6 protein-coding genes and 2 pseudogenes are annotated in these 13,747 nt (G+C 69.4%); 6 read left to right on the forward strand and 2 right to left on the reverse strand.

Annotation, left to right across the window (positions count from 1 at the left end):
• Positions 1-59: 59 nt before the first annotated feature.
• Both ACZZ93_RS13335 and ACZZ93_RS13340 read left to right on the forward strand, forming a co-directional pair.
• Entirely contained in the window at positions 60-443 is a 384-nt protein-coding gene (locus ACZZ93_RS13335; RefSeq protein ID WP_463511285.1) for a LysR family transcriptional regulator, read from the forward strand.
• A complete protein-coding gene (locus ACZZ93_RS13340; protein ID WP_463511286.1) occupies positions 440-958 on the forward strand; it encodes a substrate-binding domain-containing protein in 519 nt (172 codons plus the stop codon). Before ACZZ93_RS13335 ends, ACZZ93_RS13340 begins: the two co-directional genes overlap by 4 nt.
• A 397-nt stretch (positions 959-1,355) precedes the next feature.
• Here ACZZ93_RS13340 and ACZZ93_RS13345 read toward each other — a convergent pair whose 3' ends face one another.
• Complete coding sequence (locus ACZZ93_RS13345) at positions 1,356-1,943, reverse strand: antibiotic biosynthesis monooxygenase (RefSeq protein ID WP_053097861.1); 588 nt, start codon at positions 1,941-1,943, stop codon at positions 1,356-1,358.
• Positions 1,944-2,322: 379 nt separating this feature from the next.
• Here ACZZ93_RS13345 and ACZZ93_RS13350 point away from each other — a divergent pair, with 379 nt between their 5' ends.
• From ACZZ93_RS13350 to ACZZ93_RS13360, 3 genes and pseudogenes are all read left to right on the forward strand, one after another.
• Positions 2,323-3,507 carry a thiolase family protein gene (locus tag ACZZ93_RS13350; RefSeq protein ID WP_463511287.1) on the forward strand — a complete coding sequence of 395 codons (1,185 nt, stop codon included), beginning with the start codon at positions 2,323-2,325 and terminating at the stop codon, positions 3,505-3,507.
• 407 nt (positions 3,508-3,914) lie between these two features.
• A pseudogene (gene pulA / locus ACZZ93_RS13355) lies at positions 3,915-9,639 on the forward strand (pullulanase-type alpha-1,6-glucosidase); the annotation flags it as partial.
• Positions 9,640-9,699: 60 nt separating this feature from the next.
• Positions 9,700-9,945 (forward strand): annotated as a pseudogene (locus tag ACZZ93_RS13360) (Ig-like domain-containing protein); the annotation flags it as partial.
• 68 nt (positions 9,946-10,013) lie between these two features.
• Here the strand turns inward: ACZZ93_RS13360 and ACZZ93_RS13365 are convergent.
• Positions 10,014-12,053 carry a beta-galactosidase gene (locus tag ACZZ93_RS13365; RefSeq protein WP_463511288.1) on the reverse strand — a complete coding sequence of 680 codons (2,040 nt, stop codon included), beginning with the start codon at positions 12,051-12,053 and terminating at the stop codon, positions 10,014-10,016.
• 169 nt (positions 12,054-12,222) lie between these two features.
• Between ACZZ93_RS13365 and ACZZ93_RS13370 the strand changes: the two genes are divergently transcribed.
• A complete protein-coding gene (locus ACZZ93_RS13370) occupies positions 12,223-13,725 on the forward strand; it encodes a CoA-acylating methylmalonate-semialdehyde dehydrogenase (protein WP_463511289.1) in 1,503 nt (500 codons plus the stop codon).
• The last annotated feature ends 22 nt before the right edge of the window (positions 13,726-13,747 follow it).

Consider the following 13,747-nt stretch of genomic DNA (forward strand, 5'->3'; position numbering starts at 1 on the left):
CGGATGCGATATCCAGGACAACGGCCCGCCGCGACGAACGATTCCGATAGATTGCCGATATGAGCAATCGGAATTCCGATGGATTGCCCGACCTGGGGCTGTGGCGCACCTTCCTCATCGCGCACCGATCCGGGTCGGTATCGGCGGCGGCGCGCAGGCTCGGACTCGCGCAGTCGTCGGTCACGACGCAGTTGCAGGCGCTGGAGGCGAGCGTCGGCGAGCCGCTGTTCGTCCGTCATGCCCGCGGCATCCGTCCGACGCCCCGAGCCGACGAGCTCGCCGCGCGGCTCTCGGGCCCGCTCGACGCGTTGGCGGATGCTCTCGGCACCCACCCGGCCCTCGAACCGCCGGTCATCCGCCTCGGCGGGGCGGGGAGTTCCTGGCCGCCGTCGCCGCCCCGGCTCTCGCGAGTGCTGTGGCCGGCGGACTGTGGCTTGCGGTGACCACGGGCCTGGCCGACGACCTGCTCGATCAGCTGAGGGTCGGCAGCCTCGACCTGGTGATCTCCGCCGTGCGACCTCGCGGACGGGCGCTTCCGAGCATGCCGCTGTTCGACGAGGAATTCGTGCTCGTGGCCTCGCCGTCGCTGAGCATCGACCCGTCTCCGGCCCTCTCGCCGGACGCGATCGCGCACGTACCTCTGCTCGCATACGACCGAGACGTCCCGATCGTCCGCCGGTACTGGCGCCACGTGTTCGGCATCCGTCTCGACCGGGAACCGGCTCTCGTCTTCCCCGACCTGCGCGCGCTCGCCGCCGCTGCGGTTGCGGGGGCGGGCGTCACCGCCCTGCCGACCTACCTGATCGCCGACGAACTCGCCGATGGCAGACTCGTCGACCTGCGACCCACCCAGGACCCGCCGATCAACACGCTGTATCTCGTGCGGCGACCGGGTCCGTTGTCCGACGGGGTCGCGGCCGTGGAGAAGGCGCTGCGCGCCGCCGTCGCCGACCTCTGACGCTCGTCGCGGCGGCGGTGCGGGGTCAGGTGCGCATCTGGAGTCCGGTGCAGGGTCAGTTTCGCATCCACCATCCGGTGCGGGGTCAGTTTCGCATCCACCATCCGGTGCGGAGTCAGTTTCGCATCGGAAACGCCCGATTCGGATGCGGTAGTGGCCCCCGCACAGATGCACTGCCCGGCCTCACAGATGTGCACCCGCTCGCGCGGCGAACGCACACGACGGACGGATGCCGCACCTCACGGACGCACGCGTCTCGCGGACGCACGCGACTCACGGACGCACGCACCTCACGGACGCACGCACCTCACGGACGCACGCACCTCATGCACGCACCTCACGGACGGATCGCACACGGCAGGTGCGGCAGACCCGATGCGGCAGTGGCGACCGAGCCTCAGCGGTTGAGCCAGTGGCGCAGCGTGCGCGTGACCCAGGGCAGCACCCAGTAGGTCATGATCGGCGTGAGCACGACGGTCGTCGCGAGCACGCGCAGCCAGATCGGCAGCTCGTTCCAGCCGGGCACGGGGCTCAGCGCATAGGTGAAGGCGAGGTTCAGCGGGAAGAACCCGAGCCAGATCGACACGGCCTGCTTCCACCGCGGCGGGGTGCTGACCATCGCGACGGTGGTCGTCGAGCCGTCAGCGCGGGGGAGGGTGATGGTGTCGGTGGTCGGCTCGTCGAACCAGCCCTCGATGCCCGTGCGGCGGCGCACGCGCTCACTGCGCACGAACTGCTCGCCGGTCGACTTCCACCACTCGCGCTCGCCCGACTGCTCCCACGCCACGAGCGACTTCTCGTCGGAGAAGCGGTACAGCATGTGCCAGACATGCGAGTCCTCGCCGTCGCGCACCCAGCCGGATCCGAGGAACCCCGGGTATCGGTGCGCCAGATTCACGCCGGTCTGCACCCAGGCGGTGGCGGCGGCCACGTGCTCGGGGTCGACCTCGCGGCGGATGGAGACAGTGATGGGTTCGCTGGACATGGTGGGGTCCTCGGAGAGAGCGGATCGCCCGGGTCACGGGCGCCTCGACGGTGGGGGATGCGCCGGGGTGCGGGCGCGTGTTCGATTGTATTTCGGATGCCGGGTGTCGCCGGTCGTTTTTCGCCGCGCGCGAAGACGGCATCGAGGTGCATGCCCGATGCCGATGCCGATGCCGATGCCGATGCCGATGCCGATGCCGATGCCGATGCCCGGGTGCCGGGTGCAGGGTGCCGATGCCGGGTGCTTCGGAAGGCCGAATGCGACTGGGACGGCCGGATGCCGGGAATCCGGCCGTCGCGGGCGCGCATGGCCGAGGCTGGTGCAGGGCAGCGACGCTGCATCCGTCCCCGCACTCCGCGACAGGGCGAGAATAGGAGGCATGAGCACGCGCAGCGAAGCCGTCCTGATCGATGTCGTCCGCACTCCCGTCGGACGCGGCAAGCCGGGCGGCGCGCTCTCGGGTGTGCATCCTGTCGACCTCGCGGCGGGTGCTCTCGCCGCGATACTCGAGCGCAGCGGGCTCGAGTCGAGGCAGATCGACGACGTGCTGCTCGGTTGCGTGAGTCAGGTGGGGGACCAGTCGTCGAACATCGCGCGGCAGGCTGTGCTCGCCGCGGGTTTCGACGAGTCGATCCCCGCGACGACGATCGACCGCCAGTGCGGGTCCAGCCAACAGGCCGTGCATTTCGCCGCGCAGGGGATCATGGCCGGCGCGTATGACGCGGTCATCGTCGGCGGCGTCGAGTCGATGAGTCGGGTGCCGCTCGGATCGTCTGCGGCCGGCGGGTCGCCGATGTCGCCTCGCCTGCGTGAGCGCTACCCCGAGGGACTCGTGAACCAGGGCGTCTCGGCCGAGCTGATCGCCCAGCGCTGGGGCATCGATCGCGCAGCGCTGGATGAGTACGCCGCCGAGTCGCACCGCCGCGCGGCCGCCGCGTGGCACGAGGGATTCTTCGACCGCACCGTCATTCCGGTCGCCGAGGCTCCGGATGCCGCGGGCGACGAGACCGTGCGCGCCGGCACGACGGCCGAGGGGCTCGGGGGACTCAGCCCCGCGTTCCGCACCGACGCTCTTGCCGCCCGATTCCCGGACGTCGACTGGCGGATCACTCCCGGCAACTCCTCGCCGCTGACCGACGGAGCATCCGCTGCGCTCGTGATGAGCGCCGAGCGTGCCGAACAGCTGGGACTCACGCCGCGGGCGAGGTTCCACGCGTTCACGGTGGTCGGCGACGATCCGCTCATGATGCTGACCGGCCCGATCCCCGCGACGCGGCGCATCCTCGAACGCACCGGACTCACGATCGATGACCTCGACGCCTACGAGGTCAATGAGGCCTTCGCGTCGGTGCCCCTCGCCTGGGCCGCGGAACTCGGGGCGGATGCCGCCAAGCTCAACCCGCGCGGAGGTGCGATCGCCCTCGGGCACGCACTGGGCTCGTCGGGCACCCGCCTGCTCGGCACCCTGATCGACCACCTCGACGCGGTCGGCGGCCGCTTCGGACTGCAGACCATGTGCGAGGGCGGTGGCATGGCGAACGCCACGATCATCGAACGGCTGTAGGCCGGCATCAGTCATCAGGCACCCGCTGTGCCCCTGCCGGGTCGATGTTCGCCGGACAAGACAGAGAAGACCCCCGCCGACCCGATTCGGCGGGGGTCTCTTCGGGAGCAGACGCTCACCGTATGCGCGGATGACGTGACTACCCGATCCGGTCTGAGTCTGTGTCCGCGCATCTGCAGTTGTAGTCGGCGAAGGTGTCCGGACGGTGAACGCGGCGAGAAATCCTCCTCACCCGGGATTCGCAATCCTGGAAGCGTTTGCGACTTACGGCCAGCAGCAGCATTCCCACCCCTGACTTTTCGCCAGAACGCAACTGCAAGCGCTTGCAGTCATGGAGCCCGCCCTGCTAGCTTCACTCGCAAGCCTCCGGACACGTCGTCGTGTCCGCCGCCATCAGGGAGCATCATTTGTTCAAGTCGGCTCGGTCGAAGACGACCGCTTCACGTCCGCTCGCTCTACTCGCCGCCACCGCGCTCGTCGTCTCGGGCTTCGGCGCGGCCGGCACTCTCGGCGGCTCATCCGCCGCGGCGGCCGATCGCACCGTGGCTCTCGTGGGCTCGCTGCAGTCCGAGCTCGGCTGCGCGGCGGACTGGGCGCCCGACTGCACCGAGACCGAGCTCGAGCCCACGGGCGCCGAGGGCATCTACTCGGCCGAGTTCGAGGTCCCTGCGGGCACGTGGCAGTACAAGGTCGCGGTGAACGACAGCTGGGACGAGGCGTACGGGCTCGACGGCGGGGCCGACGACATCCCTCTGACGGTGGCCGGCCCGACAACCCTCCGCTTCACGTTCGACGACACGCTCAAGCGCGTCGGGCTCGAGTCCACCGACCTGCGTGGCGGCTACACCTCCGACGATGAGGCGCTCATCGCGAGCCCGGCCCGACAGGCGGGTGCCGGCGAGCAGTTCTACTTCGTGATGACCGACCGCTTCGCGAACGGCGACACGGCCAACGACACCGGCGGTCTCGAGGGCGACCGGCTCACCACCGGTTTCGACCCCACGGACAAGGGCTTCTATCAGGGCGGCGACATCGCCGGAATCCGCGAGAACCTCGACTACATCGAGGGGCTCGGCACATCGGCGATCTGGCTGACGCCGAGCTTCGCCAACAAGCCGGTGCAGGGTGAGGGCGCCGACGCCTCGGCCGGCTATCACGGCTACTGGATCACCGACTTCACCCGCATCGACCCGCACCTCGGCACCAATGAGGAGCTGCAGGCGCTGATCGCCGACGCGCACGCCCGCGACATCAAGGTGTACTTCGACATCATCACCAACCACACCGCCGACGTCATCGACTACGCCGAGGGGCAGTACTCCTACATCGACCAGGCGACGAGTCCCTACACGGATGCCGCGGGCACGGCGTTCGACCCGGCCGACCACGCGGGCACCGACGGGTTCCCCGAACTCGACCCGGCGACGAGCTTCCCCTACACGCCGGTGATCGTCGACACCGAGGCCGACGTGAAGGTGCCGGCCTGGCTGAACGACCCGTCGCTCTATCACAACCGCGGAGACTCGACCTGGTCGGGGAGTCGGTCACATACGGCGACTTCAGCGGACTCGACGACCTGATGACCGAGCACCCGACGGTGGTCAACGGCTTCGTCGAGGTCTACGACAAGTGGATCGACCTCGGCATCGACGGTTTCCGCATCGACACCGTCAAGCATGTGAACTTCGAGTTCTGGGAGAAATGGACGGCCGACGTCCTCGACTACGCGCACGAGAAGGGCAACGACGACTTCTTCATGTTCGGCGAGGTCTACGACGCCGACCCGGTGAAGCTCGCACCGTACGTGCGAGACACCGACATGAACTCGATCCTCGACTTCACGTTCCAGTCCTCCGCCGTCAGCTACGCGTCGGGCAATTCGGCCAAGGGCCTGCAGTCCCTGTTCGCGGGCGACGATCGCTACACGACACCCGACTCGTCGGCGACGGCACTGCCCACGTTCCTCGGCAACCACGACATGGGCAGGGTCGGATCCTTCCTCCAGACGACGGATGCTCCGCTCGAGCGCGACGAGCTGGCGCACGAGCTCATGTTCCTCACCCGGGGTCAGCCGGTCGTCTACTACGGCGACGAGCAGGGCTTCACCGGCCCCGGCGGCGACAAGGACGCCCGGCAGTCGCTCTTCGCCACCCAGGTCGCCGACTACGCGAATCAGAACCTCATCACCGGTGAGCAGGCCGGCTCGGTCGACCGCTATGCGACGGATGCCGCGCTCTACGAGCACATCGCCGCGCTGTCAGAGCTCCGGGAGTCGAACCCCGCGCTCAGCGAGGGCGCGCAGATCGAGCGGTACGCGGCGTCCGGTGCTGGTGTGTACGCGTTCTCCCGCGTGGATGCCGACGACAAGGTCGAATACCTGGTGGCCGTGAACAACGCCGCCACCGCGCAGACGGTCGACCTCACCACGCTGACCGCCGACGCCTCGTACGAGGTGCTCTACGGTGACGCCGCGTCCCTCGCCACGGATGCCGGTGCGGCCGCCTCGATCACGGTGCCGGCTCTGTCGGCGGTGGTCTGGAAAGCCGACTCGACCGTCACGGCGCCGTCCGAGGCGGCATCCGTCGAGGTCGTCGTGCCCGCCGCCGGAGCCGGTGTCACCGGACAGTCCGCCGTGCAGGCCGACATCGCCGATCAGTGGGCGCAGACGAGCTTCGCCTGGCGCGTCGTCGGCTCCGAGGAATGGCAGGCGCTCGGCACCGCGGAGGACACCGCCCCCCGCGTCTTCCACGACATCCGCGATCTCGCGAACGGCACGCTCGTCGAATACCGGGCCGTGACGACGGATGCCGCGGGCAACCACGCCGCAGCCTCGACGTACGCGTCGGTCGGCAACGCCGTGACGCTGACGGCCGGCGAGGAGCCCGAGTCTCCGATCGACATGGTGACCGTGCCCGGCAGTCTCAACTCCGAGATGGGCTGTGCGGGCGACTGGGACCCTGCCTGCGAGAAGGCGAAGCTGACCCTGCGCGCCGACGGCGTATGGGAGGGGGCTTTGATCTGCCGGCCGGCGACTACGAGTACAAGGCCGCGATCAACGGCAGCTGGGCCGTCAACTACGGTGCGAACGGTGTGCCGGACGGCTCGAACGTCACGCTCACTCACGCGGGCGGGCCGATCACCTTCTACTTCGACCCGCGCACGAACATCGTGCAGTCCTCGGCCGACGGACCCATCGTGACGCTGCCGGGCTCTCTGCAGGACGAGCTCGGCTGCGCGGCGGACTGGTCTCCCGACTGCCTCGGCACCCTCATGGCCGACGGCGACCGCGACGGCGTCTACGAGTTCTCCACCGCCGACCTCCCCACCGGAGCCTACGAGCTCAAGGTGGCGCACGGCCTGAGCTGGGCTGAGAACTACGGCGCCGACGGAGTGCCGGGCGGCGCGAACATCTCGTTCAGCGCGGCCGAGGGCAGCGTGACGTCGTTCCGCTACACGCTGGCGACGCACGTTCTCGAGGTCGTGAGCGCGGACCCGCAGCTCCCCGGAATCGGAGAGCAGCGCGCGCAGTGGGTCGACGCCGAGACGATCGCCTGGCCGGCGACTCTCGGGTCTGGCGACAAGGCCGCCTATCAGCTGTACTCCTCGGCGGACGCCTCGCTCGCGGTGGCAGACGGCGACATCGCGGGTGGCGAGTCGATCGCGCTCGAGGTGATCGAGGGCGGCCTGACGGACGAGCAGCTCGCCCGGTTCCCCGCGCTCGACGGATACCTCGCCCTGCGGGTGACGGATGCCGATGCGGCGACACTGCTGCGCGCGCAGCTCGCGGTCGTCCAGCGTGACGAGACGGGTGCGCCCTCCGCATTCACCGGCGTGCAGATCGCCGGGGTTCTCGACGATCTCTATGCCGCAGCCCTCGACGACGTCGACCTGGGCGTGACGTTCTCGGGCAAGAAGCCGACGTTCCGGCTGTGGGCGCCGACGGCGCAGAGCGCGACCCTTCTCACCTGGGACGAGGGCGCCGAGGGCGACCCCGCCCGGCACGAGGCCGCGTGGGATGCGGCGTCCGGCGTCTGGTCGGTCGCGGGCGCCAAGGATCTCAAGGGCGACGAGTTCCTGTGGGAGGTCGTGGTCTATGCGCCGACGACCGGTGCGATCGAGACGAACCGGGTCACCGATCCCTACTCGACGGCGCTCACCCTGAACTCGCGGCGTTCGGTCGCCATCGACCTCGACGACAAGGCCTGGCAGCCGAAGCAGTGGCAGAAGGCCGAAGCGCCGGTCGTCGAGCGCGCGGTCGACCGGGCGATCTACGAGCTGCACATCCGCGACTTCTCGATCAGCGACGAGACGGTTCCGGCCGACGAGCGCGGCACGTACCTGGCGTTCACCCGCGACAGCGCGGGCACCGATCAGCTGAAGCAGCTCGCGGATGCCGGAATCAACACCGTGCACCTGCTGCCCTCCTTCGACATCGCCTCGATCGAGGAGGACCGCGCAGCGCAGGCGGTGCCCGACTGCGACCTCGCCTCGTTCGGCCCGGCCGACGCGGCACAGCAGGCGTGCATCCAGGCGGTCGCGGATGCCGACGGCTTCAACTGGGGCTACGATCCGTACCACTACTCGACGCCCGAGGGCTCGTACGCGGTCGACGCCGACGGCGGCGCCAGGGTCAGCGAGTTCCGGTCGATGGTCGGCGCTCTCCATGACATGGACCTGCAGGTCGTGCTCGATGAGGTGTTCAACCACACGGCGGCATCCGGTCAGGCCGAGAAGTCGGTGCTCGACCAGGTCGTGCCCGGCTACTACCACCGGCTGAACGCGGCCGGCGGCGTCGAGACCTCGACGTGCTGCCAGAACGTCGCGACCGAGCACCTCGCCGCGCAGAAGCTCATGGTCGACTCGATCGTGACCTGGGCGCGCGACTACAAGGTCGACGGCTTCCGCTTCGACCTCATGGGCCACCACTCGACGACGAACATGCAGGCGATCCGCGACGCGCTCGACGCCCTGACCCTCGCGAAGGACGGCGTCGACGGTTCGGCGATCCATCTGTACGGCGAGGGCTGGAACTTCGGCGAGGTGGCGGACGATGCGCTGTTCGAGCAGGCCACCCAGGGGCAGCTGGGAGGCACCGGCATCGGCACGTTCAACGACCGCCTGCGCGACGCCGTGCACGGCGGCAGCCCGGTCGACTCGTCGTCGACGTTCCGTCAGGGCTTCGGCACCGGTCTCGGCACCGACCCGAACGGCGATCCGATCAACGGCACGGTCGAGCAGGCGCTCGCCGACCTCGGCCACGAGACCGATCTCGTCAAGCTCGGGCTGGCGGGCAATCTGCGCGACTTCGAGTTCACCACGAGCGACGGCTCGGTCACGGCAGGAGAGGCGATCGACTATCGCGGCTCCGCGGCGGGCTATGCCGATCAGCCGGACGAGACGATCAACTACGTCGATGCGCACGACAACGAGACGCTCTACGACCTCTCGGTGCTCAAGCTCCCGGTCGACACGACGATGGCCGACCGCGTGCGGATGAACACGCTGGAGCTCGCGACTGTGACGCTCTCGCAGTCGCCGTCGTTCTGGCATGCAGGCACCGAGCTGTTGCGGTCGAAGTCCCTCGATCGCAACAGCTACAACTCCGGTGACTGGTTCAACCGCATCGACTGGACCGGTCAGGAGTCGACGTTCGGCTCGGGGCTGCCGACCGCGGCGGACAACGAGGAGAAGTGGCCGATCATGGCGCCGCTGCTCGCCGATCCTGCGCTCAAGCCGGCCGCGGCCGACATGGCGGCCGCAGAGGCATCCGCTCTCGATCTGCTGCGCATCCGCGACGAGGTCGATCTGCTGCGGCTCGGCTCGGCCGAGCTGATCCAGCAGAAGATCACGTTCCCGAACGGCGGGGCGGGGGCGGCTCCGGGCGTGATCCTGATGCAGATCGACGACCTGACGGGTCCCGACGCCGACGCCGATCTCGACGGGGCGCTCGTCGCGTTCAACTCCTCTCCTGCGCCGGTCACGCAGACCGTCGCGGGCCTGGCCGGGCGTTCGTTCGCGCTGACCCCGGCTCAGGCGAACGGAGCGGATGCCGTGGTCAAGACCACGACCTGGGACGCCGCGACCGGCACCGTGACGATCCCCGCCCGGTCGGTCGCCGTGCTGGTCGACGACCAGGTGCAGCCGATCGATACGCGGGTGCGCGCCTCCTCCGACCTGCTGGTGAAGTCGGGCAAGAGCGCCACCGTGAAGGTCACCGTGGCGGCCGACGACGGCAGCGCGCCGGTGGGCACGGTGACGGTGCACGACCGCGGCAAGGTCGTCGCCACGGTCGAGCTGGCTCCCTCCGACAAGGGCAGGGTCACCGTCTCGGTGCCGAAGCTGAGCCGTGGGGTGCACCTGCTCACGGTCCGCTTCGACGGCACGGAGCCGTGGCAGGACTCGCGCAGCACGCGCAACCTCCCGGTGATCGTCTACTGAGGTCGGGTCGAGGGTGCGGCCGCGCGCCGCACCCCTCGACCCGCGCGACCGCGGCCGTCCTCGCGTGATCAGTCCCGCGCGTCGACCCCGCTCGTGTCGATGAACGCCCAGCCGTACGCACCGAGCTCGCGGCGCGCCGCGGTCGACCCCGTGAGCACGTCGCGGCCGGGCACATCGACCGCGAACGGCTCCGCACTGTGGTTGATGACGGTGAGGATGCCGCCTCGGCGTGCGATCTCGACGTGCTCGGGAAGGCCCTCGATCTCGGCGGTCACTCCCGCCTCGACGGCGAGCCAGCGCAGCACGGCTGCCATGCCGGCGTCGTCCGGGATCGTCGCGAGGTAGTAGCCGTTGCCGTCCCCGAAGGCCTTGCGGGTGAACGCCGCTCGCCCGGCGGTGCGACCCTCGGTGAAGCGACCCAGCACCTCGGCATCCTGCACGAGGAGCTCTTCCGCGAAGTACTGGCCGACGATCGTCCCCGCGGGGCTGTCCACTGGCGCCTCCGACTGGCCTGGCCCGTCGGGCACGGCGTGGCTCGCGACCTCTCCGGCCGAGTCGGCCGATCGCACCGACTCGGGCGGCACCAGCGCCCCGAAGTCCTCGAGCGCGACGCCGAGCGCGTCCCGCAGCGAGACGATGAAGCCGCCCTCGCGGAACGCGTCGTCCTGGTCGACGACATCGCTGAACGCCGAGACGAACAGGTCGCCGCCCTGCGCGACATACGCCGTGAGATTCGCGGCGCCCTCATCGCTCAGCAGATACTGCTGAGGCGCGACCACGAGTGAATAGCCGCGGAGATCGCTCGTCGTGTTCACGATGTCGACCGCGAGGTTCTGCCGATGCAGCGCCGCATGCCAGCGGTGCGAGAGCGTCAGGTAGTCGAGCACGATCGGGTGGTCGCGCCCGTCGATCGCCCACCAGTTCTCCCAGTCGAAGACGAGAGCGATCTTCGCCCCCGACGAGACGTCCGGCATCTCGGGGAGCTGCGCGAGCTGTCCGCCCAGCTCGACGACCTCCCGCCAGGTGCGGGTGTCGAGCCCGGCCTGCGGCACCATCGCCGAGTGGAACTTCTCGCTGCCGCGGCGCGACTGCCGCCACTGGAAGAACATGATCCCGTCGGCGCCTCGGCCCACCGCCTGCGCGCTGATCGCCGCCATCTGACCGGGTGCTTTCGGGGCGTTGGTGGGACGCCAGTTCAGGGCATTGGTGGACTGCTCCGTGAGGATCCAGGGCACCCCGGGCTTGAGACCGCGCATCAGCTCGCGTGCGAACGCGGCCCCGCGGAACGACTCGGGGTCGTTGGGATCGGGGTAGTTGTCGTCGCTGATCACGTCGACCTCGGCCGCCCACTTCCAGTAGTCGGCCGGCGGGAACGCGCCCATGAAGTTGGTCGTGATCGGCTGGGTCGCTCCCGCGGCGCGGATGATGTCGCGCTCCATCACGTACAGCTCGAGCAGGGTGTCGGAGGTGAACCGCTTGAAGTCCAGCACGCTGGTCGGGTTGATGCTGTACGGCGCCTTGCGCGGCGGCACGATCTGATCGAAGTCGGTGTAGCGCTGCGACCAGAAGTCCGTGCCCCAGGCGTGGTTGAGGGCGTCGATCGTCGCGTACCTGCGCTGCAACCACGCGCGGAACGCGTCGCGCGCGGCGTCGGAGTAGTCGTAGTGCAGATGGCATCCGTACTCGTTGTTGACGTGCCACAGCACGACGGCAGGATGCTGCGCGTAGCGCTCCGCGAGAGCGGTGACGAGTTCGGCCGCGAGGCGACGGTAGACGGGAGAGGAGGGCGCGAAGGCCTGGCGGCTGCCGGGCCAGAACGTCGAGCCGTCGGCATCCTGCGGCAGCATCTCGGGGTAGGCGGTCGAGGCCCACGGCGGCGGGGATGCGGTGGCGGTGGCGAGGTCGACCTGGATGCCGCCCTCGTGCAGCAGCCCGATGATCTCGTCGAGCCACTCCCAGTCGAACTCGCCCTCGGCCGGCTGGATGCGCGACCACGAGAAGATCCCCAGGCTCACGAGCGTCACGCCGGCCTCGCGCATCAGCCGGACGTCGTCCGGCCACACCTCTCGCGGCCACTGCTCGGGGTTGTAGTCGGCGCCGTAGTGCATGAGTCTCCTGGGTCGGGTGTTCGGCCTGCTCTCTCGACCCTAGCGGGGAAGCGCTTTCCAGCACAGTCATCCGGCGTACTTCCGCAACTGCAAGGACGCCCTAGTAAATATGCGGATGCCGAAGTACCATCGTCATAGTGCCAACGACGGCGCGAAGGGACATCGCACAATGACTCGTACCATTCCCCACTTCGTAGGCGGAAAGCACCTCACCCCCGAGGGAGGGCGCTTCGCCGACGTGTTCGATCCGAGCACGGGATCCGTCCAGGCGCGCGTGCCGCTGGCTTCCGCGCAGGAGGTCGCCGATGTGATCGCGAACGCCGAGGCCGCGCAGGTCGAGTGGGCGGCGACCAACCCCCAGAAGCGCGCACGTGTGCTGCTGCGCTTCCTCGATCTCGTGCAGCGCGAGATGACCGAGCTCGCCGAGCTGCTTGCGAGCGAGCACGGCAAGACGGTCGACGATGCGAAGGGCGACATCCAGCGGGGTCTCGAGGTCATCGAGTTCTCCGCGGGCGCGCCGCACCTGCTCAAAGGCGAGTACTCGACGGGTGCCGGCGCCGGCATCGACGTCTACTCGATGCGGCAGCCGCTCGGAGTGGTGGCGGCGATCACCCCGTTCAACTTCCCGGCGATGATCCCCCTGTGGAAGGCGGGCCCCGCCCTCGCCGCCGGCAACGCCGTGGTGCTCAAGCCCAGCGAGCGCGACCCCTCGGTGCCGGTGCGCATCGCCGAGCTGTTCCTCGAGGCGGGGCTGCCCGCCGGGGTCCTCAACGTCGTGCACGGTGACAAAGAGGCCGTCGACGCGCTGCTCACCGACGACCGCATCCGCGCCGTCGGCTTCGTGGGCTCGACACCGACCGCCGAGTACATCTATTCGACGGCGGCCGCGCACGGCAAGCGCGCGCAGTGCTTCGGCGGCGCCAAGAACCACATGATCGTCATGCCCGACGCCGACCTCGACCAGGCCGTCGACGCGCTGATCGGCTCGGGATACGGATCGGCGGGCGAGCGCTGCATGGCGATCTCGGTCGCGGTGCCGGTCGGCCAGGAGACGGCGGATGCTCTCGCCGCCAAGCTCACCCAGCGCGTGGCTCAGCTGCGGATCGGCCCGTCCCTCGCCTCCGACGTCGACTACGGGCCACTCGTCACCCGGGCTGCCGTCGAGCGGGTCGAGGGGTACATCCAGCAGGGGGTCGACGAGGGCGCGACCCTCCTGGCCGACGGTCGCGGCTTCACGGTGCCCGGTCATGAGCAGGGCTTCTACCTCGGACCGACGCTGTTCGACGACGTGACCACCGACATGGCGATCTACCGCGAGGAGATCTTCGGACCGGTGCTCGTGATCGCCCGCGCCGCCGATTACGAGGAGGCGCTGCGCATGGCATCCGAGCACGAGTACGGCAACGGCGTCGCGATCTTCACGCGCGACGGAGACGCGGCACGCGACTTCGCCGCACGGGTCGAGGTCGGGATGGTCGGCGTCAACGTGCCGATCCCGGTGCCGATCGCGTATTACACGTTCGGCGGCTGGAAGCGCAGCGGGTTCGGCGACCTCAACCAGCACGGCGCCGATGCCTTCCGCTTCTACACGAAGACCAAGACGGTCACGAGCCGCTGGCCGTCGGCCGGCATCCGCGACGGCGCCAGCTTCGTGATCCCCACCATGCACTGACCTCGCGACGCCCACAAGGAAT

The organism is Microbacterium sp. AC026 (assembly GCF_979258475.1).